At 72.8% G+C, this 25,316-nt stretch carries 20 protein-coding genes and 1 pseudogene; 14 read left to right on the top strand and 7 right to left on the bottom strand.

Annotated features, from left to right (window positions below; genetic code table 11):
* The first annotated feature begins 76 nt into the window (after positions 1-76).
* From ACIPSA_RS08580 to ACIPSA_RS08560, 5 genes are read left to right on the top strand one after another with little or no spacing between them, the layout of a single operon-like run.
* Positions 77-1,480: a hypothetical protein gene (locus tag ACIPSA_RS08580; protein ID WP_402630469.1), complete on the top strand. Its 1,404-nt coding sequence runs from the start codon at positions 77-79 to the stop codon at positions 1,478-1,480.
* A gap of 58 nt (positions 1,481-1,538) precedes the next feature.
* On the top strand, positions 1,539-3,062 hold the full coding sequence (locus tag ACIPSA_RS08575) for a VWA domain-containing protein (RefSeq protein WP_402630466.1): 1,524 nt from the start codon (positions 1,539-1,541) through the stop codon (positions 3,060-3,062).
* Entirely contained in the window at positions 3,059-4,084 is a 1,026-nt protein-coding gene (locus ACIPSA_RS08570) for a hypothetical protein (protein ID WP_402630464.1), read from the top strand. Before ACIPSA_RS08575 ends, ACIPSA_RS08570 begins: the two co-directional genes overlap by 4 nt.
* Positions 4,081-5,148 carry a phosphotransferase gene (locus ACIPSA_RS08565; RefSeq protein WP_402630462.1) on the top strand — a complete coding sequence of 356 codons (1,068 nt, stop codon included), beginning with the start codon at positions 4,081-4,083 and terminating at the stop codon, positions 5,146-5,148. The genes ACIPSA_RS08570 and ACIPSA_RS08565 overlap by 4 nt, the downstream gene beginning before the upstream one ends.
* Positions 5,145-8,591: a hypothetical protein gene (locus tag ACIPSA_RS08560; protein WP_402630459.1), complete on the top strand. Its 3,447-nt coding sequence runs from the start codon at positions 5,145-5,147 to the stop codon at positions 8,589-8,591. The genes ACIPSA_RS08565 and ACIPSA_RS08560 overlap by 4 nt, the downstream gene beginning before the upstream one ends.
* A 54-nt stretch (positions 8,592-8,645) precedes the next feature.
* On the opposite strand, the gene ACIPSA_RS08555 is transcribed toward ACIPSA_RS08560, so the two are convergent.
* Complete coding sequence (locus ACIPSA_RS08555) at positions 8,646-9,611, bottom strand: SMP-30/gluconolactonase/LRE family protein (protein ID WP_402630457.1); 966 nt, start codon at positions 9,609-9,611, stop codon at positions 8,646-8,648.
* 153 nt (positions 9,612-9,764) lie between these two features.
* On the opposite strand from ACIPSA_RS08555, the gene ACIPSA_RS08550 reads away from it, so the two are divergent.
* Positions 9,765-10,205, top strand: a complete 441-nt coding sequence (locus ACIPSA_RS08550; RefSeq protein ID WP_402630454.1) for a MarR family winged helix-turn-helix transcriptional regulator — start codon at positions 9,765-9,767, stop codon at positions 10,203-10,205.
* Here ACIPSA_RS08550 and ACIPSA_RS08545 read toward each other — a convergent pair.
* A complete protein-coding gene (locus ACIPSA_RS08545; protein ID WP_402630451.1) occupies positions 10,177-11,394 on the bottom strand; it encodes a serpin family protein in 1,218 nt (405 codons plus the stop codon). The genes ACIPSA_RS08550 and ACIPSA_RS08545 overlap by 29 nt on opposite strands.
* A gap of 87 nt (positions 11,395-11,481) precedes the next feature.
* On the opposite strand from ACIPSA_RS08545, the gene ACIPSA_RS08540 reads away from it, so the two are divergent.
* The 6 genes and pseudogenes from ACIPSA_RS08540 (at position 11,482) to ACIPSA_RS08515 (ending at position 17,972) form a co-directional block, all read left to right on the top strand.
* Complete coding sequence (locus tag ACIPSA_RS08540; protein WP_402630449.1) at positions 11,482-12,696, top strand: DUF4190 domain-containing protein; 1,215 nt, start codon at positions 11,482-11,484, stop codon at positions 12,694-12,696.
* Between the two features lie 147 nt (positions 12,697-12,843).
* Positions 12,844-13,596, top strand: coding sequence for a GntR family transcriptional regulator (locus ACIPSA_RS08535; protein WP_402630446.1), 753 nt, complete (start codon positions 12,844-12,846; stop codon positions 13,594-13,596).
* A gap of 297 nt (positions 13,597-13,893) precedes the next feature.
* Positions 13,894-14,085 (top strand): SPOR domain-containing protein, encoded by a 192-nt coding sequence (locus tag ACIPSA_RS08530; protein ID WP_402630443.1) that lies wholly within the window; start codon positions 13,894-13,896, stop codon positions 14,083-14,085.
* 30 nt (positions 14,086-14,115) lie between these two features.
* On the top strand, positions 14,116-14,511 hold the full coding sequence (locus ACIPSA_RS08525; RefSeq protein WP_402630441.1) for a (deoxy)nucleoside triphosphate pyrophosphohydrolase: 396 nt from the start codon (positions 14,116-14,118) through the stop codon (positions 14,509-14,511).
* 183 nt (positions 14,512-14,694) lie between these two features.
* A pseudogene (locus ACIPSA_RS08520) lies at positions 14,695-15,124 on the top strand (ATP-binding protein).
* 259 nt (positions 15,125-15,383) lie between these two features.
* On the top strand, positions 15,384-17,972 hold the full coding sequence (locus ACIPSA_RS08515) for a SpoIIE family protein phosphatase (protein ID WP_402630438.1): 2,589 nt from the start codon (positions 15,384-15,386) through the stop codon (positions 17,970-17,972).
* Positions 17,973-18,052: 80 nt separating this feature from the next.
* Here ACIPSA_RS08515 and ACIPSA_RS08510 read toward each other — a convergent pair whose 3' ends face one another.
* Positions 18,053-19,609 (bottom strand): hypothetical protein, encoded by a 1,557-nt coding sequence (locus ACIPSA_RS08510; RefSeq protein ID WP_402630435.1) that lies wholly within the window; start codon positions 19,607-19,609, stop codon positions 18,053-18,055.
* An 80-nt stretch (positions 19,610-19,689) separates the two neighbouring features.
* Between ACIPSA_RS08510 and ACIPSA_RS08505 the strand changes: the two genes are divergently transcribed.
* Positions 19,690-20,838, top strand: coding sequence for a hypothetical protein (locus tag ACIPSA_RS08505; protein ID WP_402630432.1), 1,149 nt, complete (start codon positions 19,690-19,692; stop codon positions 20,836-20,838).
* 133 nt (positions 20,839-20,971) lie between these two features.
* Positions 20,972-21,268, top strand: a complete 297-nt coding sequence (locus ACIPSA_RS08500) for a hypothetical protein (protein ID WP_402630430.1) — start codon at positions 20,972-20,974, stop codon at positions 21,266-21,268.
* Between the two features lie 3 nt (positions 21,269-21,271).
* Here ACIPSA_RS08500 and ACIPSA_RS08495 read toward each other — a convergent pair whose 3' ends face one another.
* The 4 genes from ACIPSA_RS08495 to ACIPSA_RS08480 form a co-directional block, all read right to left on the bottom strand.
* A complete protein-coding gene (locus tag ACIPSA_RS08495; protein ID WP_402630427.1) occupies positions 21,272-22,042 on the bottom strand; it encodes a succinate dehydrogenase/fumarate reductase iron-sulfur subunit in 771 nt (256 codons plus the stop codon).
* On the bottom strand, positions 22,039-24,012 hold the full coding sequence (locus ACIPSA_RS08490; RefSeq protein WP_402630424.1) for a fumarate reductase/succinate dehydrogenase flavoprotein subunit: 1,974 nt from the start codon (positions 24,010-24,012) through the stop codon (positions 22,039-22,041). Before ACIPSA_RS08490 ends, ACIPSA_RS08495 begins: the two co-directional genes overlap by 4 nt.
* Positions 24,012-24,809 (bottom strand): hypothetical protein, encoded by a 798-nt coding sequence (locus ACIPSA_RS08485; RefSeq protein WP_402630421.1) that lies wholly within the window; start codon positions 24,807-24,809, stop codon positions 24,012-24,014. Before ACIPSA_RS08485 ends, ACIPSA_RS08490 begins: the two co-directional genes overlap by 1 nt.
* A 74-nt stretch (positions 24,810-24,883) precedes the next feature.
* Positions 24,884-25,174 carry a hypothetical protein gene (locus ACIPSA_RS08480; RefSeq protein ID WP_402630419.1) on the bottom strand — a complete coding sequence of 97 codons (291 nt, stop codon included), beginning with the start codon at positions 25,172-25,174 and terminating at the stop codon, positions 24,884-24,886.
* Positions 25,175-25,316: the final 142 nt, after the last annotated feature.

Here is a 25,316-nt window from a genome sequence, read left to right as displayed (position 1 = left end):
CGTGCCGGAGCCCCCGTCCCCGGCCGGACCTCCGGCCGCCACCCCCGAGGAGACGCGAGCGCAGTGGAGTCCGAGCGTGGATGAGCCCATGGAGTCGCCGGTGGACGGAGTCGAGGACCCCGTCGGCGGGCAGGAGCACGAGCGGGAACACGAGCGGGAAACGGAAGCGCCGGCCGAGGCGCCCGAGTTCGTCGCCGTCGCCGTCCCCGAGATCACCGTGCGCTGGAACCAGGAGCTGGCGCCGGTCCTACGGGAAGCCGTCGTCGAGCACGGCAGCCTGGAGCCCGCCGGACTGCTCGCGGAACTGCCCGCGCTGTGGCGGACCGTGGACGCCGCGCTGGAGCGGGTCGGCCCCGGCTGCCTGGTGACCGAGTCCGTACGGCACGACACGTACGAGGGCTGGCAGGTGGCCGCCCTGCCGCGCTACGACTTCGACGGCGGCTTCGGGCCGCGCGACCGGCGCGATGTCGCACCGCCGCCCCGGGACCGGCGCGCCCTGGTGCAGGCCCTGGTGGACGCGGTGGCGGAGCGGCCCTGTCTGGATCTGCGGGACGCCCTCAGGATGATGGAGGTGTTCGCCGGCACCTATCCGCCGGGGCTGGACGCGGTCTGCCACCGGCTGCTCACCCACGACCTGCGCCACGGCGTCGCCGCCGGCCTGGCGCCGCTGCACGAGGCCCTGGAGCGGCGCGCGCCGGACAGGATCTCCGCGACCTGTTACCAGGAGAGCGCGGTCGGCTCCCGCAAGGCCAAGGGCGATCCGGCCATGGACAACGAGGACACGGCGGGCGCCGTGCGCGGCGCGTCCGGCACGATGCGGTGCGCCGTCTTCGACGGGGTGACCGGTGCCGGCGACGGCTCCGGCGCCCTCGCCTCCCGCGCGGCCCTGGAGCAGTCCGTGCGGCGCTGGCGGATGGACGAGGACCTGTCGCCGCAGCAGCTGGTCGACGAGCTGGACGCGGCCATCGGCCGGGCCACCGCCTTGGGCTGCTCGGCCGCCGTGCTGGCGACCGTGCGCCCCGACGGCACCGCCTCCCTGGTGTCCGTCGGCGACTCGGAGGCCTGGCTGGTACGGCCCCTGCGCCACCCGGTGTCCTCGCGTGAACTCCCCTACGCCGCCTGGAGGCTGACCCCCGCCCACACCGGCTTCGCCGAACGGCTGCGGATCACCCCGGACGCCGAGGGCGAGGAGTCCGCGCTGGTCAACTACCTCGGCAACGGTCCCGGCCGCTGGACGCACACCACCGTCGCGCTCGCCCCGGGTGACTTGCTGCTGCTCGCCTCGGACGGGGCGACCGAGCCGGAGCGGGACCGCTGGTTCGGGACGGTCCTGGCGGACCTCGCCGCTCAGCTCGACGCGTCGGGGCGCCCGCCGGCCCCCGCCCTCGCCGCCGCCCTGGTGCAGCGGGCCGAGGCGCTGGGCGGCTGGGACAACGCCACGGCGCTGGTGTGCGCGATCGGGGAGGCGAAGGACGTATGACCGGCCAGGGGAGCCGACGAGGGCGGGAACGCATGACCGACGGGGAGGCGGAAGGCGTATGACCGAGGACATCAAGATCGCGGCAGACCGGCACGAGGTCCATCTCGGCGACGAGTTCGTCGTGTCCGTCGCCCCGCGCATCCTGCGCCGCGCCGACCGGGTGGCCGACGGCGTCGCCTATGTCCTCGCCGTGGACGACAGCTGGTCGATGGGCATCAGGGCGGACTCGACCAGCGACGAGTTCGCCGACCCGGGCAATCCCGACGACGTCAGCCGCAAGGACGTCGCGGAGGCGGGCGTGCGCGAGCTGGCGGCAGCGCTGCCGCAGGGCGCGAGGGTCGAGGTGGTCACCTTCGCGCAGAACGCCGGTGTGCGCTTCTCCGGCACCGCCGACGAGCTGCGGCGCAAGGGCCGGTGGAACGGCAACGTCGAGGACGAGCGCCGCTGGACCAACATCGAGGGCGCCCTGCAGCGGTCGTACGAGCAGCTGGAGCGGCAGCAGGCGGGCTCCCGCCGGGTGGTGCTGCTCAGCGACGGACTGCCCAACTACGGCGAGACCGACCCGCAGCGGCTGGCCGCCCTCGCCCGGCGGGCGGCCGACCGCGAGCTGCACACCGACGTCATCGGCATCGGCGCGGGCGCCGACTACGGCCTGCTGGAGCGGCTCGCGCCGACCGGGATGACCGAGCACGTGGCCTCCCGGGCCACCGCCGCCGAGGCGATGAAGCAGATCACGGCGCGGTTCGCGGCGTACGGCAGGGACGTGGTCGCGGGCAGCGGCGAACTGTCCCTGGAGATCAACCCGCACTTCCAGGTCCTCGGCGTCTACCAGATCGACCCCGTCCGGCGGCGTCTCGACGGCGTCCTCTCCGACGGCGGCGGCCGCCGCCCCAGCGAGATCCGGCTCACCCTCGGCGCCATCGGCGAGGGCCACGACGGCCAGCCGCGTTACGCCCTGAAGATCCGCGCGCCCGAGCGGGTCAGCGCCGGCCCGGTCCCGGTGCTGAAGGCGACCGGACGCATCGGATCCGGTGCCGACGCCAGGGCACTGGAGCCGGGCTCCCTCGGCCTGCCGACGGTCGACAACCCGCTGGCGCAGAACATCCGGCCCGACTACGAGCGCGAGGTGGCCGCGGTCGACCTGGAACGCGAGATCAACCAGCGTGCGGACGCGGCCGGTTCGCGGGCCGAGCGCGAACGGATCTTCGAAGAGGGCGTGGAGCGCGCCCGCCGCGTCCCCGACCCCGACCTCGCCGCCGTGTTCCAGCAGTCGGCGGGCGGACTGCGCGAGGGGATGCAGGAGAAGGACGTGATGAACGAGTCCAGGGCGACCTCCAGCCGCAGCTCCACCCGCAGCAAGCGCGACTGGTTCCAGCCCATCCCGGTGGAGATGCCGGACGAGATCCGTGCCCGGCGCCGCACGCGGAGTCTGGACGACGACGAGGACGACACCGGTGGTGCCCACGGCGGCTACGGCGGGTACGGCTCCGCAGGCCCGTACGGGGGCTCCGGCGCCCGTCCCGGCGCCGACGGCCCCGACGCCCCCACCCAGCCCCCGTCCTTCCGCCCGGGTGCGTCATGAGTGTCCCCGGTGTGATCATCGACGCGTCGAACGTGGCCGCGACCAGGCAGCGTCCCTGGCCGTTCGCCCGGGTCGTCGACGTGCGCGACGCCTGGCTGCGGGAGCATCCGGGGGCCGGCGCCCTCGCGGTCGTGGACGCGAGCGTCCGGCCCGTCCTCGGCGACCGGCACCTCGTCGAACAGGCCGAGCGCGCCCAGTGGCTGGAGGTCCACCAGGGCGACGCCGACGACCGGATCCTCGCGCTCGCCGAGCAGTTCGACGCCGCCATCGTCTCCAGCGACAACTTCCGCTATGCACGCCGCGAGCACCCCTGGCTGCAGGGCAACGACTCACGGGTGTGGAGCGTGCGCCGGATACGCGGCCGGATCCTGTTCAGCCCGCGACAGCTCGGGGTGGCCACCGAGGAGGAGATCGAGCGGGACTGGCAGCGCAAGCGCACCAAGGCCGGTCTGCTCGGCCGGGACGCCGAGGAACGCTTCCGGTGCACCTCCGACGCCGAGGCCTGCCGACGGGGCGGCGAGGTGCTGCTGCCACGGCAGGTCAACAAGGACGGCGCCCGCTGGTACTGCCGCTCCTGCGGCTACGAGGCCGTCGAGATCGTGGCCGAACCGGCCCTGCCCGACGGCCCGGTCGCCGGACCCGTCCAGGTGGGCGTCCAGCACGGGCACATCTTCCGGCACATCGTCGCCGTACCGGCCGAGGGCGGTCTGACACTGGGCCGGGCCTCGCGCAGCCGCCCCGGTGTCACCGACGTGACCGCGGGCCTGGACCGGGACGAGGCGGCCGAGATCTCCCGCACCCACCTGCGGATCTTCCTCGACGACGACGGGATGCCGCTGGTCGAGCACGTGCCGGAGCCGCATCAGAACGTCACGTTCCTCAACCCGGACACGGACGGCCTGGGCCGGCCCCGGACGGGCCGGCTCGCCACCGCGACACCGTACGCGCTGGAGGACGGCGACGAACTCCACCTGGGGCCGGGCATGGTACGGCTGCGGATCAGTTTCGGGGGCGACGCGTGAGCGGATTCGTGCCGCGCTGGGAGTACGCCGACCACCCCGACGCGCTCGGCTCGCCACGCAAGGCGTGGATCCCGGCCGAGTTCGGCGTGGACGGGCGGTTCGTGACCCGCGACGTGCTGGCCAGGGCGGGCCAGGGCTACATCGTGCTCGCCGAGGACCGCTGGTCCGGCGGGGACGTCGTGCTCAAGGGCATGTGGTGGCCGGAGACCGCCCTCGACGACCCGCGGCAGGTCCAGAACACGCTGTCGGAGCAACGGCGGCAGCGGCAGCAGGGCCTGCGCGCCGTCCGGCAGGCCACCCAGCTCACCCAGCAGTGCCCGGTGGTCATCAGCGTCGAGTTCCAGCCGTCGCCGTCGCTGATCGCCGCCGGCCGGCACCCGGATCCGCCCCACGAGGACTTCCTGGTGCAGCAGTTCATCGGACAGCGCGGAGGCACGCCGCTCACCCTCAAGCACGAGATCCAGGCCAGGAAGGACGCGAGCCGCCGCTACACCGAGGACGAACTCCTTGATCTGGCTGAGCAGTTGTGCAACACGCTCGCGGCCCTGCACGCCGAGCGGCACACCGGGAAGACCTCCTCCAAAGGCTGGATCCACGCCGACATCAAGCCGGAGAACATCCTGGTGCTGGGCCCACCGGCCCGCTACGTGCTCATCGACTACGACGCCGCCGTCCCGGTCGGCGGCCGCATCTCCACGACCACACCGGCGTACGCGCCTCCCGGCCCCGAGGGCTCCGACGACCCCGGCGAGATGTCCGAGGCGTCCGTGCGCTTCGACATCTACATGCTCGGCGCCACCCTCGCGCACGCCGCCGCGCTGGACCGGCTCACCGAGCAGCAGTACCGCCAGCTGTACGCCGACGAGTTCGAGGCCAGCGCCCCCGCCCGCAAGTACCTGACCTCGCTCGACTACGGCCCCGTGCTCACCAACGCGCTGACCACCTGCCTGTCCTCCAGGAAGTTCCGCCTGGCCACCGTCGACCGCGTCCGCATCGACCTGGCCCGCGCACGCGACGCGACGGTGCTGCAGTCGGCGCTGCGCGGACTGGGGGAGGCGTCGTGACCGACTCCGGCACAACACTCGGCCGCCTCCTCACCCGCATCCCCGGCCGCTCCGGGCGCTTCTGGGAGCCCCACACCGTGCAGCTGCGGCCGGGACACCTGCGGTCCGCGGCCGCGGTCCGTGCCACCCGGCTGGTCAAGGACGAGGACGCCGACGTGTACGGGGCACTGCGGCTGTTCCCCAACCGCAGGCGGCGCGGCCAGGCCGCCGCCCTGCTCGCCGCCGGGAACCCCGTCACACCCGCGCTCCTCGACATCGTCGACCACCCCGGGCTGCCGCCCGCCCTGATCACCGCCTGGGCGCCGGGCGACTCCTCCCTGCCGCTGTACATGCTGCGCGAACGCGACGACCTGGACGCGATGCTGGTCGCCGGCCACCGCTGGACGCCCGCCGGGGCGCTGCGCACCCTGGTGCCGCTCGGCCGGGCCCTGGACGACATGGCACGCGAGGGATACGTGCCGATCGAGCTGTCCCCGGACCACCTCGTGGTCAACTCCGGCTCGCTGATGCTGGCCGGCATCGGCAGGCACGGCTATCTGCCCTTCGAGGGCCGGATGCCCGGCGCCCAGGGCATGTCCCTGCCCAGCGCGCTGCTCCTCGGCGGCGACCTGCCGACCGCGGCCACCGGCCAGGAAGCCCTGGTCCGCTGGCGCGAGGTCCAGGTCCGTGCCCTGACGCGGCTGGCCGGCTGGATGGCCTGCGGGCTGCCACCCGGCGCCTGGGGATCGGTGGACGGCCCGGCCGACCTCGGCGGCTATCTGACGGCGGCGGGCTTCCAGCGCGTTCCGGCGCTGCGCCCCGGTCAGCTCGCCGACACCCTCGCCCGCGCCGCCCGCCTGGAGGAGCAGTCACGTGCCCGCGCCGACTTCGCCGAGGCCGAGGCGCTGCTGGTGTACGACGACGCGGCCCAGTTCAGCGGCGGCGAACGGCTCGCCGTCAACCCGGAGGCGCTGCGCCTGGGCCTGCTGCACGAGCACGGCCCGAAGGTGATCGCCCTGGCCGCCTTCGACAGCCGGCGGCTCAGCACCCGCAGCGCCACCCTCCTGTCCGGCGCGGGCTGGGTCCTCGTGCGGCCCGACGAACTGGTCGGCCTGGCCGGCCGGGCCGCGTCGGCCGCCCCGCGCGCCCGGCTGGTGGTCGTGGGCCGCATGGGCGCGCCCTCGCTGCGCGAGCTCCAGCGGGTGCGCGGCGGGCGGGTCGAACAGGTCGACCCCGAGGACATGTCCGTGATCCCGCCGAAGATCGCGGGTGTGCGCGCCGACCAGCTGCCGTACTTCACCGATCGGGACATGGACACGTACTCCGAGGAGATCCTGGACGGCAAGGGCGGCCAGGCGATGCGCCGCCGCACCTTCGCCGGCGGCTGGACGCTCAAGCTGGACGGCGTCGAGCGGGGCATGCGGCCGCGTGAGCGCGCGATGCTGCTCGACCGGATGGCCGACTGCTTCGGCACCAACACCGAACTGCTGGTCGCGGTCCGCCACCGGCAGAACGCGCCCGGCCTGCGCAAACAGACCCGGCTGCTCGACGAGGCGGGCATGCGCCGCATGGTGACCGCCCTGTCCGGCGTGCCACGCTCCGTCTTCCGGGACTGCCTGATGTCGGCCCTGCTCGGCCCGGCGGAGGAGGACCTGTACGGCGAGGCCACGCGGCGCCTGCTGCCGGTGGCCGGGCGCCTCGCCGACGTCTTCGACCCGCGCCGGGAGATCGGCGCGGACGGACTGGCGATGGACGACGCCCTGCGCGAGCGCGCCGGCATCCGCCGCGTCGGCCTGTACGGACGCCTGTGCACGGCCGTGCGCGAGGTCCCGCCGCAGCGTCTGGCGGTCGCGGTCACCGCCATGGACGACGCACTGGTCTCCCTGCTCTCCCGCATTCCCGCGCCCAGCCTCCAGTTCCTCGCGACCCGCCTGGAGGACCCGGAGCTGTTCGCCCTGCTCCGGCCGCATTTCCAGGGCGACGACCTCGACCTGCTCTCCCGCTACACCCCCCAGATGTGGCGGCGCCTGCTGGACGGGCTGCGCCAGCCCGAGCACCTGGGCCTGCTGGGCCTGGGCTGGGTGCAGGTCGTGGACCAGGACCCGGCCGGGGCGGTGGATGCCCGGGTGCTGCTGCAGATCGCCGCCGACGCGCGGGCCCCCGGGCACGACGCCGTCCGCGCGCTGCTCGGCACCGCGCCCGCCGACTGGCCGGTGATCTGCGCCCACCCGGTGCTGGCCGGCCGCTGGCTGGCCGAACAGGGCGACCTGGACGTCACCGAGATCGTCGCCGCGTTCCCCGACACCGAGCAGGCCCTCGCCCGCTACGGCACCGACGGACTGCGCAACGCCGTCGAACTCGGCCTGGACCAGCGGGCGATGAGCCTGCTCAAGGGGTACGCCGACGGCATCGGACGCTCCCTGGCCGATGTCGTGGCCGCCTTCCAGGAACGCGGCTACGAACGCGCCGAGCAGACCGCGCCGCTCGGCACGGCCGCCGCCGTCGCCTGGTCCCGCTGGCAGCTGGAGCGCGGCAGAGCCCTCGACTGGGTCCTCGGCAACGTCGTCGAACGGCCCGCGAAGATCCGCGACTGGGCGGTCGACGGACCCCGGCTGACACACCGGGTCACCGCCGACGTCCTCGGACCGGGCGCCCCGCCCGGCACGGCCGACGCGCTGGCCGCCGACCCGGCCCTGCTGCCCCTGCTGGCCGCCCTCGCCGGCTCCGAGCAGCGCACGGCCCTGCTGCGCCTGCACGCCGCCGAACCCGAGGGCACCCTCGACCCCCGGGCCCGTCGTGAACTCCCGTTGATCCTGGCCTCCGCGGATCCGCCCCTCGCCCTGCGTACCCTGCTGCGCGAGGGTCTCGGAGTGGTCGCCCAGCAGTTCGCCGACCGGTTCCGACTCAGCCCGGAGCAGCGCCGTATGCTCGCCGAACTGACCCCGCTGACACATGAGTTGGCGGCACGGTCGCTTGAGGCCGTGCTGTCCGTGGGTGCCCGGTTCGGGCCCCGGGCCATGGTGACCGCGGCGGTCGTCGAGCAGCGGCTGCCGGGCGCGGCCGAGGCGGTCACGGTGTGGGGGACGCGCTGGCTGCCGCTGCTCGCGGGCCGCTCCGGGTCACGCGTGCTGCGGCTGCTGGTGGAGCAGCGGGAGAAGCACGGCGCCCGCGCCGGCCGGCTCACTCCGTGGCTGCTGGCGGCGGGGGACGACGGGTTCGCCCTGGTCGAACGGTACGGCTCCGACGCGCTGGACCTGGTCCTCGCCACCGATGCCCCGCCGGGCGAGGCCCGCCTCCTCGGCGAACTGCTGATGCTGCCCGGCCCGGGCCCCACGCTGTACCGCCTGGTCACCGACCACGGCCTGCCCCCGGAGACATGGTCCAGGGCGGCCCGCCTGCTGGCCCGTGGCGAGCAGCCGGAGCGGGTGCTGCTGGAGTTGTGGAGCCGGAGGCCGGCGAGGTGAACCGGAGGGGAAACCGGTTGGACCGGAACTCTCCTCGTCTTCGACGAACGACCGTCAGATTCCCGTCACGGACGCCACGGTGAACGGCGACTCGGGCACGCCCGGTCCCATCGGTCCGCCCTTGTCGAACTGGGACCGCACCACCAGCAGCCGTCCCTCGTCCCGGACCAGCGTGGTCGGGATCTGCAGCGCCGGATCGGTGAACCGCCGCTCCAGGCGGGCCGAGCAGCCGTCCGGCGACAGCCGCCAGCGGGTGATCGTGTCGACGGCGTTGTGCGCGGCCCAGAGGGTGCCGTGCGCCAGCTCCAGACCGTCGCCGTGGGTCAGGTCTCCGCCGTGCAGGGTGACTTGGCGTACGGCTCCGGTGGTGACGTCCACCCGGTAGAGGCCGCCGCCGGTCATGTCGACGGCGAACAGCCGGTGTCCGGCCGGGTCGGCGACGATGCCGTTGAGGGTGAAGGCGTCGGGGGACCGCTGGTCCTTGACGTCGCTCAGGTCGTAGGCCGGGGTCAGCGTCCCGCGCGGGCCGCGGGCCAGGTCGGCGGGGGTGACGCGGTAGATCACCGCGCGGATGCTGTCGGTGAGGTAGGCCGTGCCGTCCCGGGTGACGGCCAGGTCGTTGACGAAGCGGGGCGCGTCGCCCGGCACCTCGAAGCGGGCGATCAGGGACCGGTCGCGCAGGTCGTAGACGTCGACGCCGGCGGTCGAGTCGATGACCCACAGCCGCCCGGCCCGGTCGGCCTTGAGTCCGTTGGCGGTGGCGCGGCCGTCGGCGCCCGCGGGCAGGAACACCTCTGCTGTGCGCTCCCCGCGAGCGGCGCGGTAGACGGCGCCGTTCGCGTACGAGCCGACGTACGCGTCGCCGGTGCGCGGGTCGAGGGCGATGCCCTCGGGGTAGACGCGGTCGCCGGGCAGCGCGAAGGCGGCAGAGACACGGGGCGTGGCGGCCGCGTGTGCCGTGGGGGCGGCCGCGGCGACGGCCACGGCGGCGGCCGTGGTGAGGAAAGTGCGGCGGTGCATCGAACGGGACACAGCGGTGCCTCTCGGTTCGGCTTCTCACAGGATGACGAACATGAACGTAGATTAGAGCTCTAATCATCGTCAATGTATTAATGGGCGGGAGAGGGTGAACCGATGGACGTGCCCGACAGGACAAGGACCTAGCATGCGCAGATGACGTCCATGCCCGCCTCCGAGCGCCTCGGCTCCCACCTCAAGCGGGCCGAACAGGCCCTCGGCGCGACCAAGGCCGCGGTTCTGAAACCCGCTGGCCTGACCGTCGCGCAGTACTCGGCGCTGCTCCACCTCTCGGGCAACCCCGGTATCAGCGCGGCGGCCCTCGCCCGGCTGTGCGGGGTCACCCCGCCGACCATGAACACGGTCCTGAAGAACCTCCAGGACCGTGCGCTGATCGAACGCACTCCGCACGAGTGGCACAGGAACGTCCTGGAGACCCGGCTCACGGACGAGGGCCGAGCCGTCATGGCCGACGCGGACGCACGGGCCGTACGGGTGGAGCGGGCGCTGGCGGCGGAGTTCACGGACGAGGAGCGGGCGGCACTGACCGGACTCCTCGCCCGCTGTGTCACCGTCCTGGAGCGTGAGCGTCCCTGAGGCCCGGGGTGCCGAACGGCGTCGGGTCCGTGACCCAGCCCGCCGCGAGGACGAGGCTCGTCTCCCGGTGGGCGGCGAGGAAGCCGAAGGGGCGGTCGAACACCGCCCGGACGACGGTGGTCTCGTAGCGGTACCGGGGAAGGCCGCCGGCCGCCACGGGCATGACGGCCGCCACTGCGGCGGCCCGGAACCCGAGCGCCCCGAACTGCGCCACCGCCGACTGCCCGGCCGCCCCGATGGCGAGCGGGGCGGCGCTGACGCCGGGGAAGTGGCCCTGCGAGGTGTCCCGCGCCGTCGTGAGCCCGAACAGGCCGTGCAGGGCGAGCAGGTCGTGGTCCGCCGTCACCTCGTACGCCACCGTCGTCACGTCGAGCTGCGTCGGCTCCGGAGCGACGGAGGGCTGCCGCTCGACGTACAGGCCCGGTCCCACGTGCCCGTGGTCAAGCCGGCCGCCCCCGGCCACCGGAAGCGTCCGCTCCAGGACGCCGACGCCCGCCCTCAGTACCTGGCCCGGCGTCATCCGCTCCTCGCCGAGCACCAGATGGACGTCGATGCCGTTGTCGCCGGGCACCTTCAGCACGGTGACGAAGCCGTCGGGCGTGCTCGTCACCCCCACCCGGTCCGGGCGGACGCTCCTGCGGTGCAGGCCGGACAGGGTGCGGCCCTGCCACGGTCCGGCATCCGGGCGCAGCGGCCGTTCGGTGAAGGGTTGCCGCCAGTCCGTGCGCAGGGCGAGAGCGGTGGCCAGGACCATCCTGGCGTCCTCCGTGAGCGTGACCGGCATCCGCTCGATCAGCCCGCCCGTCCGCTTCGCCGCCCAGGCGTCCAGCGCCTCCCGGGAGGCGGCGAGGTCGTGGGTGAGCACGCCGTGCGCCTCCGCGGGCAGCCCCGCCTCCCACTCCTCCCGCAGCTCCAGCGTGCGCTCGGTCCACAGCCCCACGGCCGTGTCCAGCCCCGGCATCGCCCCCATCGCGGCGAGCAACTCCCGTGCCGCGCCCGCCGCCCGACCGGCGGGCAGCCCGAGCGCCTCCGCCAGCTCGGCCCGTGCCGCACCCCCGGCACCGTCGGCCAGGAAGGCCAGCAGCGGCCACACCCCCGCGGCCGAGAACACCGTGCCGTCCTCCGAGGCCCCCGCCCAACGGGCGGTCAGCCCGTTCACCGAGCGGACCGTCGCACCCGCGACCCGCATTCCACCCCCACCCGTAGCGCGCTTACGATGCGCCCAGTCGTACGTCAGTTCAGCGTTGCCACCGCCCGACCCAGGAGCACGGTACCCGTGTCCATACCTCCGCCTCCCGGCCCCCAGCAGCCCGAAGGCCAGTACCCGCCGTATCCCCAGGGGCCTCATGCCCAGGGGGCGTACCCCCAGGGCCCGTACCCCCAGGGCCCCTACGGGCAACTGCCGTACCAGCCCTGGGCCCAGGGCTACAGCCCCTTCAACCACCCGGCGCCCGTCAACGGGCTCGCCATCGCCGCCCTCGTCCTCGGCATCCTGTGCTTCCTGCCGGGCGTGGGACTCGTCCTCGGGCTGATCGCGCTGAGCCAGATCAGGAAGCGGGGCGAGCGCGGCAAGGGCATGGCGATCGCCGGCTCCGTGCTGTCCGGGATCGGGCTCGCGCTGTGGGTGCTGGCGCTCGCCACGGGCGGGGCGGCCGGATTCTGGGAGGGGTTCAAGGAGGGCGCGCGCGACGGCGCGAGCCTTTCGCTGGCCAAGGGCGAGTGCTTCAACACGCCCAACGGCTCGCTCACGGGCGAGGCGCACGGCGCCGACAAGGTCTCCTGTGCCGGGAAGCATGACGGCGAGGTGTTCGGCACCTTCAGGCTGACGGGCCGTTCCTACCCGGGCGACGACTCGGTCGCGGACAGCGCCGGCAAGCGGTGCTACGGGCTCCAGGACAGTTACGCGATGGACGGCTGGGCCATTCCCCGCGACGTCGACGTCTACTACGTCACGCCGACCTCGGACAGCTGGAGCCTGGGCGACCGCGAGGTCACCTGCGTGTTCGGCAACACGACCGAGGGCAAGCCCCTGACCGGGTCGCTGCGCAACGACGAGACCGTCCTCGACGCGGACCAGGTCGCCTATCTGAAGGCTGCTGCCGTGCTCAACGCCGCCATGGACAGCGCGCCCGACGCGGAGTACGTCGAGGACGACCTGCCGGGGCACAAGGCGTGGGCGGGCCGGGTCGAGAAGGCGCTCGCCACACAGGCCGGGATGCTGCGCGGCCACCGGTGGCCGGCGGACGCGAAGAAGCCGGTCGCCGCCCTGATTGTGCTGATCGACAAGTCCCGGGCCGAGTGGGCGAAGGCCGCCGGGGCCTCCGACGCCGACGCCTTCTACGCGCACTACGACAAGGGCCTCAAGCTGCTCGACCGGAACAAGACGGTCACCGCACGCAAGGCTCTGGGCCTGGCCACGACCCCGCCGCCCGATGACGCCGGAGGCAGCGGTTCCGGCAGCGAGGGAGACGGTGCCGGAATGGAGGTGTGACGGCGGCCATAACGGGGAGAAAGTGCCTGCGTAAAGCCCTCCCCCATGGCAAGTCATCACATCGAGTGATTCTCTGGCCTTCGCTTGCATGGCACAACCCACGGTTGCCACGCTGTTGCTGTCTGTACAATCTGATGGGAGCGGCCAGTGACTTTCGGTGAGCAGCCGGCGTATCTGCGCGTCGCGGGTGATCTCCGCCAGAAGATCGTCGACGGTTCGCTGCCGCCCCACGCCCGGCTCCCCTCCCAGGCCCGCATCCGCGAGGAGTACGGCGTCTCCGACACGGTCGCCCTGGAGGCCCGCAAGGTGCTGATGGCCGAGGGGCTGGTCGAGGGCCGCTCCGGTTCGGGGACGTATGTGCGCGAGCGGCCCGTGCCCCGGCGGGTGGCCCGCTCCGGATTCCGCCCGGTCGGCGGCGCCTCGCCGTTCCGGCAGGAGCAGTCCGACGCCGCCGCGCGCGGCACCTGGGAGTCCAGCAGCGAGCAGGCGGAGGCGAGCGGCGCCATCGCCGAGCGGCTCGGCATCCGGCCCGGTGACCGCGTCATGTGCACCAAGTACCTCTTCCGGGACGCCGGTGAGCCGATGATGCTCTCCACCTCCTGGGAGCCCCTCGCCGTCACCGGCCGCACGCCCGTGATGCTGCCCGAGGAGGGCCCGCTCGGCGGCATGGGGGTCGTCGAGCGCATGCGCGCCATCGACGTCATCGTCGACAACGTCACCGAGGAGGTCGGCGCCCGTCCGGGCCTCGCCGAGGAACTGCTCACGCTGGGCGGCGTCCCCGGGCACGTCGTCCTCGTCATCCAGCGCACGTACTACGCCTCCGGCCGCCCGGTCGAGACGGCCGACCTGGTGATTCCCGCCGACCGTTACCGTGCCGCGTACCACCTGCCCGTGAAGTAGCGCACACCCTCTGGGCAGTTGCCCCTGTCACCCGCCCGATTCGGGTATCGTCCCGGGCCGTTGGAATCCGGCCGTTTTCGCAGGTGGACCCGGCTGTCCTCGGCATGCCGCCGACCGGACGCACCGGGGCGCGCGGACGGCGCATTCGGCATCGTGCGCCCCCGGGGTTCTGGCTGGTTGCGTACCTCTTTGTGAAAAGCCGTGTTCGCTGCGTAAATGTTAGGCGTACGCTCGGGCATATGCGGATTGCGGTTTCCTCGGAGTGCGGGTCCACGGGAAGCGGAGGGGTGGGGCGCCATGAGTGAAGGGACGATCTCTCTTCCCTGGCTCGTGATACGGCAGGACGACAACGGCAATCGCTACCGCGTGGGCAGGTACGCGACCCGGGCCGAGGCCCAGAAGATCGCCGACAGCCTCGACGACCGCGGACACAAGCAGCTGTACTGGGTCGAGCGCATCGCCCAGAACGGGGACAGTACGCGCAACTGACCTCGACCGCGCTCCCGTAGGCTCCCCCGCATGACGGAACGGATCGTGGTGGTGGGAGCCGCCCTGTTCGACGGCGCGCGGCTGCTCGCCGCGCGCCGCAGCGCGCCCCCCGAGCTCGCCGGCCGCTGGGAGCTGCCCGGCGGCAAGGTCGAACCCGGCGAGACCCCTGAGGCCGCCCTGGTGCGCGAGCTGCGCGAGGAACTCGGCGTGGAGGCCGAGGCCGTCGAGCGTGTTCCGGGGGAGTGGCCCCTGAAGCCTCCGTACGTGCTGCACGTGTGGGCCGCCCGGCTGTGCCCCGGCTCCGCCGACCCCAAGCCCCTCCAGGACCACGACGCGCTGCGCTGGCTCGGCCCCGGTGAGGTCTGGGACGTGGACTGGCTCGACCAGGACGTCGCCGCCGTACGGCAGGTCGAGGCCCGTCGGTGAGAGGCGCGTCGGCGAGAGGCGCTCGGTAAGAGGCGCGTAGGTAAGGTCGGTAAGGGGCATGTGGGCGAATCGGGGGTACGTCGAGGTCCCCGTACGCCGTTCGTGCCACAGTGCGCCCTTCCTGGCGGTACCACCTTCCGGATATCGGGTATGTGCCCATTAACCCCACGAAACCGGACATGAGTGGGCTTGCTTGCCTGGGAAGTGATCAGGCGTGATCGACACCGAAGGCCACTCCGCCAAGTGGACCTTTCCCGCGGACCCCGGCGCCGTGCGCACCGCCCGCACCGCGGTCTGTGACCAGCTGTGCGGCTGGGGGCTGGAAAGCCTCGCGGACATGACGTCGCTGCTGGTCAGCGAGTTGGTGACCAACTCCCTGCGGCATGCCACCGGCCCCATCGGTGTTCGTCTCGTGCGCCCCTCCGGCCTCGGGGACACCCTGCTGGTGGAGGTCTCGGACCCGCTCCCGGACCCGCCGCACGAGCGCGTCGCCCGTCCCGAGGACGAGAGCGGCCGCGGCCTCCAACTGGTCGCCAGCTCCTCACGCCGCTGGGGAACCCGGCCCGGGGACAACGGGAAGACGGTGTGGTTCGAGCTCTCGGTCCCGGGATGAAACGGGCACCCGCACTGTACAGCCCCCCTCTCGCCGTCCACGGAACGGCACAGGCCGACGGCTGTTGCCGGAGTACGTGATTCGAGGGCGTGTTCCCTGGTTAGAAGACTGGGAGTGTTGTCGCGGCCCGGTCCGAAAACCGTTTGGACCGAGCTGTGATCGTGAACACCGTGTCGTGCGGCCCCGTAGTGCTGGATACTGCGGGCAGCCGTTTCCGGTGACCGGTGCCGGACGCGGTGAGCTGGAGGGGACGGTTCGCGTGAGCGAGATACCAGCGAAGGCCACGGAGTCCGAGGACCCGTCGGACGGCGCGAGGGCGGAGGGAGGGGATTCTGCCGCGGCTGCCGGAGACGCCATGTGGCAGATCAGTCCGCCCGGCTCCATGTACGACTACATCAAGGTCGCCTCCTTCTCCATCAGTCCCGGCGGTCTCGTCGACCAGTGGAGCCTGCGCGCCGAGCAGCTCTTCGGCATCCGCGCCGAACGCGCCGTCGGCATGGATCCCATCGAGGCCTTCATCGACCCCGATCTGCGCGAGCGCGGCCAGCGCAAGATGGCCGAGATCCTCGACGGGCGGGAGTGGACCGGGGTCGTCCCCTTCCGGATGCCGGACACGGAGGACGGACAGCGCGGGGAGGAAGGCCTCGCCGAGGTCTACGTCATGCCGACCCGGACCGTCGAGGGCGACCGGGCCGCCGTCTGCATCGTGGTCGACGTTCGCACCCTGCGCCGCATCGAGACCGACCTCGCCGCCTCGCAGGCGATTTTCGGTCAATCCCCTTTCGGCTTCCTGCTGATCGACCCCGACCTGCGGGTCCGCCGCGCCAACATGCGGTTCGCGTCCATCTTCGGCGGTACGCCGGACGACCACCGGGGCAAGGGAGTCCACGACTACCTGCCGCGCGGCGAGGCGGAGCGGGTCGAGGCCACCCTGCGCCGGGTCCTGGAGACCGGCAACTCCATCACGGACATGCACGTCACGGGCTTCGTGCCCGATTCCGAAGAGCGCCGGCACTGGTCCGTCAACCTCTACCGCGTGCAGAGCGGCAGCGGCCGCCCCATCGGCATCGCCTGGCTGGGCACCGACATCACGGCCCGTCGCGCGGCCGCCCGCGAGGCCGCGGCCGCGCGGCGGAATCTCGCCCTTCTGAACGAGGCGGGTGCCCGCATAGGCAACTCCCTGGACCTGGAGACGACGGCCCGCGAACTCCTGGACGTCGTCGTCCCCGGCTTCTGCGACATCGCCACCGTCGACCTCTACCAGGGACTCCTGGCCGGCGACGAGACCCCGCCCGGCCTGGCCGACGGCAGCGCGGAGCTGCGCCGCGTCGCCTTCGCCAGCGCGGTCTCCGACGCGCCGTTCGTCGGCGGCGGATCAGCGGTCGCCGTCGGCGCGGTCCACCACTTTCCCTTCAACTCGCCCTGTGCGGACGCCCTGCGCACCGCCCGCCCGCGCAACGTCCCCGCCGAGGAGGGCGGCCTCGTCCAGTCCACGCTGGCCGTTCCGATGGTCGCCCACGACACGGTCGTGGGACTCGCCCAGTTCGCCCGGACCAAGGGCAGCGAGCCGTTCGGCGACCGCGACCGGGACCTCGCCGTGGAGCTGGCCGCGCGTGCCGCCGTCTGTATCGACAACGCCCGCCTGTACCGCCGTGAGCACGAGCGGGCGCTGATACTGCAACGGTCCCTGCTCCCGCCGGGCGACCCCGAGGCGTCCGGCCTGGACATCGCGTGCCGCTACCTGCCCGGCAACGCCGCGACGGAGGTCGGCGGCGACTGGTTCGACGTGATCGAACTACCCGGCCACCGCACGGCGTTGGTGGTGGGCGACGTCATGGGCCGCGGCCTGCGCGCGGCGGTGGCGATGGGCGAACTCCGCACGGCCGTCCGCACGCTGGCGCTGCTCGACCTGGAACCGGCGGAAGTGCTCTCGGCGTTGGACGAGATCGCGCGCGGCCTCGGCACCCCCGGAGGCATCCAGCAGTCGACCCGCACGGCCCGCCAGCCCCGCGACGCGGACCTCTCCGAGGTCTACCTGGCGACGTGCGTGTACGCCGTGTACGACTCGGTGTCCAGACGCTGTACGTTCGCCAACGCGGGCCATCTGCCGCCGGTGCTGGTGGAGCCGGGCGAGGCGGCGCTGATGCTGGACGTGCCCCCGGGCATGCCGCTCGGCGTGGGCGGCGAACCGTTCGAGGAGGTGGAGGTCGAACTCCCCGAGGGCGCCCTGCTGGCCCTCTACACGGACGGCCTGGTCGAATCCCGGGACCACCCTCTGGACGAGGGCCTCCAGGCGTTCGTCGGAGCGCTCACGGACCCGACCAGCCCCCTGGAGGACGTGTGCGACCACGTCCTCAACACCCTCGACACCCACCACGGTGAGGACGACATCGCCCTGCTCATGGCCCGCGTCCAGGGCCTGCCGGCCGACTCCGTCGGCGACTGGGCGCTGCCGCGCGAGCCGCGCAGTGTGGGCCGCGCCCGCGAGTACGCCCGCGGCCAGCTGGTCAGCTGGGGCCTGGAGCCGCTGGTCGACACCACGGAGCTGCTGGTCAGCGAGCTGGTGACCAACGCGCTGCGCTACGGCGAGGGCGAGATCAGACTCCGGCTCCTGCTGGACCGCACCCTGGTCTGCGAGGTCTGGGACTCCGGCCTGGTCCAGCCGCGCCGCCGCCGTGCCCGAGACACGGACGAGGGCGGCCGCGGCCTCCAGCTCGTCGGCCTCCTCAGCGCGGCCTGGGGCTCCCGGCGCACACCGCGCGGCAAGACGGTCTGGTTCGAACTCCCCCTACCAGACGGCGAGAACGGCCTGACGGACCCCGCGGAGGCGTTGCTGAGCCTGTTCTGAGGACAACCGGCGGCACCTCCGCGGTCGCGGGTCTCGGGGTGTCGTGACTCGCTGGGGGTTCCTGTCGCGAGCGCGGTCGGCTATTCCCGGGGGAGCCTGCGGCGGTCGCGGGTCTCGGGGCCGCCGAAGCTTGCCGGAGGGCCGCCGTCGGGTTCCTCGGCGAGCAGGATTCCGCCGAGGACCGCCCCGGCCAGCCCGCTCGCGTGGTCGGCGGCGCCGTCGTACGGATTCCCGTGCGCCCGCACGTCCCGCTCCGCCAGCTCCCGGGCCTCCTGGGCGAGGCCGTCGGCGACGGCGTACTCGGCGGGTTCCTCGGCGAGCAGCCGCTCCGCCTCCGCCAGGCGCGTGCGGGCCTCCGCCCCCACCGCCGCCCGGTGCGTGGAGACGAAGTCCCCCGCGGCGGACACGGCGCTGCGGGCGGCCAGCCGGGCGGCCACGGGCACGACACCGGCGCGTCCCACTCCGAGCAGTCCGACGGCGCGGGTGATCCGTCGCAGGGCGTCCAACGGGTCGTAGGGCCGCCCACGGGTCAGCTCCTCCCTTACGGCGGCCAGGGCGACGTCGGCGTGGGCCACGCGGGCCAGGAGCTCGCCCTCGGGAATGAGCGGGGGCCGCCTGCGCGCCTCGGCGATCTCCGCCTCCCCGCCCGTCAGCGCGGTCGGCACCAGCCCCGCCGCCTCCCGCAGCTCCCCGGCCAGCCGCTCCACCCCGGACACCAGGACGTCCGCCTGGGCCACGGCGCCCTCGGCCGCGCGCAGAGCGCGGGCCGCCCGCTCGCCGTCCCCCGAATCGGCCGACTGGCGAGCCCGGTTGAGATGGGTCGTGGCGAACACGAGCCGGTCCTTGGCCTGTTCGACGTACCCGGTGACGGACGCGGCGGCCGACGGCACGTACCGCTCGCCCAGCTCCGCCAGTGCGGCCTGTGCGTCCCCCGTCCGCCCGGCCAGCTCCCGGAACCGCCTCTCCGCGACCTCCAGCGCGGCACCCACCCCCTGCTCCAGCGCCCGCAGTCGGTCGAACCCGGCCGCCTCCGCGTCCAGCCGCCGCCCGGCCTCCGCGCACCGCCCCACGATCCCGACCAGCGCCTGCCGCCGGGCCGTCTCGTCCCCTGGTGCCCCCTGCTCGTACCGCCGCCGTATCGCGAACGCGGCCGTCAGCTCGGTCTGCGCCGCCCGCAGGGCACTTGCGAACGGTTTTACGGCCTCTGCCCCGAACCGCGCCTCGGTGAACCCGAGTTCCTCCCGGCTCGTCCGTACACTGTCGTCCGCCTCGACCAGCGAGGCCCGAGCCTGCCGCTCGAAGTCGTGCGCCGTCTGCGCGGGCGGCCGCTCGGACACCAGACCGGGCGTCGTACGGCTCCGGGCCCGCCGGGTGCGCCGTACATAGCCGTACCCCGCCAGCACCAGCGCCGCGACCACGACCGCTATCGGCAGGATCAGATCGGTGGCGGTCGTCCCGCCCTGCTCCGGCGCGGCGGCGGCCCCCGCCACGGGAACCGGATCTTCGGCCCTGATCGTCATCCCCGGCAACACCAGCCACCCGACCCCGACCACGATGCCCAGCAGGGCGTGGGCCACCCGCACGGCTATGTGCGACTTGGCATGCCTGGGCCGGCCACGGGTCGAGGGTGACGTCACATTTCGGAGCGTATGGGCAGGTAAGCGCCTCCGCGACCGGGATGGATGCGTCGGGGGGACTACGGGACAGGGGGGACGGAATGGACACGGGACCGATACAGGCCGCCGGGGAGGAAGCCGCGCGGGCCGCGGAAGTGCCCGAGGAAGAAACGCGGGCCGCAGAGGTGTCCGAGGAAGAAGCGCGGGACGCCGTGCCGCCCGCCGACCCCCGGAGCCGGCGCCGCACCCGGCTCAAGTGGGCCAGGCGCACGGTCCTCGGTCTGGTCCTCGCCGTCCTCCTGCCCCTCCTCGCCGCCGAGACCGCCCTGCGCGTGAACTACACCGGCGACCCGGCGGACGGCACGTACACCAGGAACAAGGACGCGATCTGGCTGGGCCACGCCTGGGTCGACGGCCGCAAGCACGACGCCGACGTCGAGGCCCTCGCCCGCCGTCTGCGAGGCACCGGCATCCGGGACCTGTACGTCCACTCGGGCCCCCTGGAGCACGACGGCACGCTCCCCGAGTCGGACTACCCGAAGGCCCGTTGGCTGATCGCGGCCGTGCACCGGGAGCTGCCCGGCATCCGCGTCCAGGCCTGGCTGGGCGACAAGCTGGCCAGCGAGTCCCCGGACGGCCTGCGGCTCGAACGCGCCGCCACCCGCGCCGCCGTCGTCCGCTCCACCCGGCAGATCCTCGCCACCGGCTTCGAGGGCGCCCACTTCGACCTGGAGCCCCTCCACTCCGGCGACCAGGACTACCTCTCCCTCCTCGACGACCTGCACCGCGTCACCCGCGAGAGCGACGCCCTGCTCTCGGTCGCCGCTCACCAGATCGACCCGCTGCCCGCGTTCCACTCCTTCTGGGGCACGACCACCGGCCACCCCAAGTGGTGGTCGCAGGCGTACTTCGGGCAGGTCGCCCGCCGCGTCGACCAGATCGCCGTCATGTCGTACGACACCATGCAGCCGCTGGACAGCCTGTACGGCGGCTATGTCGCCCAGCAGACCAGCCTCGCCCTGGAGGTCACCCCGGACTCCACCGACCTCCTCATGGGCCTGCCCTTCTACCACGAGAACCGCTTCGGCCACTGGGCGCACGCCGAGACCGTCACGGCCGCCGTACGGGGCGTGCGCCTGGGCCTGTCCCGCACGGACGCGGACCGCGCCCGCTTCGGCGTGGCGCTGTACGTGGACTTCGCGGCCACGGAGGCGGACTGGACGGCGTACAGGGAGGACTGGGTGCGGTGACCCGCACACGACCCCGCACACGACAGCGGCCGCCGCGTCCGCTCGACGGGGACTTTTCCCACACGGAATCCATACGCGGGACCGCGGAGTACGACCTGGCGCGGGCGTCGACCCCGGTGGGACGATGACCGTCATGCACATGTACTTGGTCGTCGCGGCCGTGCTGGTCGTGACGCTGATGGCGGTGTTCGGCATCGCCGGCATCACGACCGGCTGGGTGGCGCCGTTCGGCCGGCGCCGCGTCCTGCGGCCGAAGCTGTGGGGGTACGGCCAACTGCTCGGAGCGGTCGGGATGTCCCTGTGGATGTTCCTCGGCGTGTTCCCCGGGAAATTCGATGTGGTCCCGCTCGTCGGCTGGTTCCTGTTCATGGGGAGCCTGGGCATTCAGATGCTGGCCCAGCGTCCCGGCCCGGCCGTACCCCCGGGCTGACCTCTACGAAGTCCGCCTCCTGATCTTCGACCCCAGCCACACCAGCGGGTCGTACTTGCGGTCGACGGCCCGTTCCTTCAAGGGGATCAGCGCATTGTCGGTGATCTTGATCCCCTCGGGGCACACCTCCGTGCAGCACTTGGTGATGTTGCAGTAGCCGAGGCCGTGCTCGTCCTGGGCCGTGCTCTTGCGGTCCAGGCCGGTCTCCTCCGCCGAGTCCAGCGGGTGCATGTCCAACTCCGCCACCCGCATCAGGAAGCGCGGCCCGGCGAACGCCTTCTTGTTCTCCTCGTGGTCACGGACCACATGGCAGGTGTCCTGGCACAGGAAGCACTCGATGCACTTGCGGAACTCCTGCGACCGGTCCACGTCCTCCTGCATCATCCGGTACTCGCCGGGGCCGAGACCGGCGGGCGGCACGAACGACGGAACCTCCCTGGCCTTCTGGTAGTTGAAGCCGACGTCCGTCACCAGGTCGCGGACCACCGGGAAGGTGCGCAGGGGCGTGACCGTGATCGTCTCGTCGCGGGTGAAGACCGACATGCGGGTCATGCACATCAGGCGCGGCCGTCCGTTGATCTCCGCCGAGCACGAACCGCACTTGCCCGCCTTGCAGTTCCAGCGCACGGCGAGATCGGGCGCCTGGGTGGCCTGGAGGCGGTGGATGATGTCGAGTACCACCTCGCCGTCGTTGACCTCGACCTCGAAGTCCTCCAGGCCGCCGCCCCCGACGTCACCCCGCCACACCTTGAAGCGGGCCTCGTAGCTGCTCACTCGTAGAGCTCCTCTTCGGCGAGGTACTTGACCAGCTCCTCCTTCTCGAAGAGGGCGAGCAGGTCCGGGCGGATGGGTTCGGTGGTCTCGCGGGTGAGGCGGATCTGGCCCCGGACCGGGTCGGTCGCCGCCAGCCCGCCCGTGGGGTCGGCGAGCCGGCACAGCAGATTGACTCGGCGCCACTCGCGTTCCATCGTCGGATGGTCCTCGCGGGTGTGCCCGCCGCGCGACTCCGTGCGCTCCAGGGCCGCCCGCGCCACGCACTCGCTGACCAGCAGCATGTTCCGCAGGTCGAGGGCGAGGTGCCAGCCCGGGTTGAACTGGCGGTGGCCCTCGACCCCGGCCCGCCGCGCCCGTACGCGCAGCTCGCCCAGCTTCTCCAGGGCGTGCGCCATCTCGGCCTCGCGGCGGATGATGCCGACCAGGTCGTTCATGGTCTGCTGGAGTTCCTGGTGGAGGGTGTACGGGTTCTCCGGCGGGCGGCCCTCCTCGGCCTCCTCGCCCGGTGCCGGGCCCTCCGCCGAGAACGGGCGCAGCGCCTCCGCGGCCGCCGCGTCGACCTGGACCTCGTCCACCGGCGGCCGTCCGTCACCGAGCCCCGCCGCGTACTCGGCCGCGTGCCGGCCCGCCCGGCGCCCGAACACCAACAGGTCGGAGAGCGAGTTGCCGCCGAGCCGGTTCGAGCCGTGCATACCGCCCGCGACCTCCCCGGCCGCGTACAGTCCGGGCACCCCCCGGGCCGCCGCGGTGTCGGAGTCGACCGCGATGCCGCCCATCACGTAGTGGCAGGTCGGTCCGACCTCCATGGCCTCCGCCGTGATGTCGACGTCCGCCAGCTCCTTGAACTGGTGGTACATCGACGGCAGCCGGCGCCGGACGACCTCGGCGGGCATGCGCGTCGACACGTCGAGGAAGACCCCGCCGTGCGGGGAGCCGCGGCCCTCCTTCACCTCGGAGTTGATGGCACGGGCCACCTCGTCGCGGGGGAGCAGTTCAGGGGGACGCCGGTTGTTGTCCGGGTCGTCGTACCAGCGGTCGCCCTCCGCCTCGGACTCGGCGTACTTCTCCTTGAAGACGTCCGGGACGTAGTCGAACATGAACCGCTTGCCCTCGGAGTTCCTGAGCACCCCGCCGTCGCCGCGCACGGACTCGGTGACCAGGATGCCCTTCACCGACGGGGGCCAGACCATGCCCGTCGGGTGGAACTGGACGAACTCCATGTTCAGCAGCGGCGCCCCGGCGAGCAGGGCGAGGGCGTGTCCGTCGCCCGTGTACTCCCACGAGTTCGACGTGACCTTGAAGGACTTGCCGATGCCGCCGGTCGCGATCACCACGGCGGGTGCTTCGAGGACGAAGAACCGGCCGGATTCCCGCTCGTAGGCGAAGACCCCCGAGACGCGCCCGGCGGCGGAGCCGCTGATGGACGCGTCGTCTTTGAGGATCCGGGTGACCGTGCACTCCTGGAAGACCTTGAGCCGGGACTCGTAGTCACCCGTCTCGCGGTGGTCCTCCTGCTGGAGGGAGACGATCTTCTGCTGGAGGGTGCGGATCAGCTCAAGGCCCGTCCGGTCGCCGACGTGGGCGAGGCGCGGGTACTCGTGGCCGCCGAAGTTGCGCTGGGAGATCTTCCCGTCCTTCGTACGGTCGAACAGGGCGCCCCAGGTCTCCAGCTCCCACACCCGGTCCGGCGCCTCCCTGGCGTGCAGCTCGGCCATCCGCCACTGGTTGAGGAACTTGCCGCCGCGCATGGTGTCGCGGAAGTGGACCTGCCAGTTGTCGTGCTCGTTGACGTTGGCCATCGCCGCCGCGATGCCGCCCTCGGCCATCACCGTGTGCGCCTTGCCGAACAGCGACTTGCAGATCACCGCCGTACGGGCGCCCCGCTCCCGCGCCTCGATCGCGGCACGCAGCCCGGCGCCACCGGCACCGACCACGACGACGTCCCACTCCTGCCGGTCCACCACGGACATCAAAAGAACCTCGGATCGTCGAAGACACCGGACGCGACCAGATAGACGTAGAAGTCGGCGAGCGCCACGCTCACCAGCGACGCCCAGGCCAGCTGCATGTGGCGGGCGTTGAGCCTCCCGACGAACTGCCACGCCTTGTAGCGCACGGGATGCTTCGAGAAGTGCTTGAGCTTCCCGCCGACGATGTGCCGGCAGGAGTGGCAGGAGATCGTGTACGCCCAGATCAGCACGATGTTGAGCAGGAATACGAGGGTGCCCAGGCCCATGTGGCCCCAGCGGTAGTGCTCGTCGCGGAAGGCCAGCACCGTGTCGTAGGTGAGCACGCCGGCGACCAGGAGCGCGGCGTAGAAGAAGTACCGGTGGACGTTCTGCAGGATCAGCGGGAAGCGGGTCTCACCGGTGTACTTCTTGTGCGGCTCGGCCACCGCGCAGGCGGGCGGGGACGCCCAGAAGCTGCGGTAGTAGGCCTTGCGGTAGTAGTAGCAGGTCAGGCGGAAGCCCAGCGGGAAGATCAGGATGATGATCGCCGGGGAGATCGCCCACCAGCTGCCGAACAGGTCGGCGTTCGGGCCCGCGCGCATGGTCCGGCAGTTCTCCGCCAGGCACGGCGAGTAGAAGGGTGAGACGTACGGCGCCGCGTAGTAGTGCGCATTGGCGAAGGCCCGCCAGGTCGAGTAGACGACGAAGGCGAACAGACCGGCCGCGGTGACGGCCGGGGCCAGCCACCAGCGGTCGGTCCGCAGATGCGGGGCGGCGATCGCGGCGCGCGTACCGGTGCGTACGCCGCCGCTGTTCATATTGGGTTCCGTACCAGTGGCCAACTCTTGACTCCGGTCGGGTTCGGGTTACGGGGGGCCTGCGGGCCGCGCTCCTAGGGGGCGTGCCGGTCGCGGGCGCCGAGACCCTCGTCGTCCGAGTCCGTCCACAGGCTGATGTCGTACGGGGTGTCGGAGATGGTCACGAGATCGGGACGCCGCGGCTGGCCGAGGCCGGGTGCGGCCTCGCGCAGCAGTGCCACGCTCTCGCGCAGGTGATCGGCGTCGGTGCGGACGCGGCGCATCTCCAGACCGCCGCTCCCGAGCTGCTGCTCCAGGCGCGCGACGGACCGGGACAGGTCCTCTAGGCAACGCTGGACTGACGTCAGGTCGTCGTGCACGGACATGACGTGACCTCACTTCCGCGGACCTCGTGGTCCAAGGCGGCAACGTTCATGCGCCTGCGAGTGTTGCGCGTCACACCTGCTGATGTGAAGCCATGTGCAGCGATTGGCGGATTGCATGCCTCCGCCGCACGCCCGCACGCGC

The sequence above is a fragment of the Streptomyces sp. NPDC086549 genome, from assembly GCF_044746205.1.
In the GTDB taxonomy this organism is placed as follows: Bacteria; Actinomycetota; Actinomycetes; order Streptomycetales; family Streptomycetaceae; genus Streptomyces.
The sequence above is the reverse complement of the archived record's forward strand: the minus strand, read 5'-3'. Positions and strand labels throughout refer to the sequence as shown.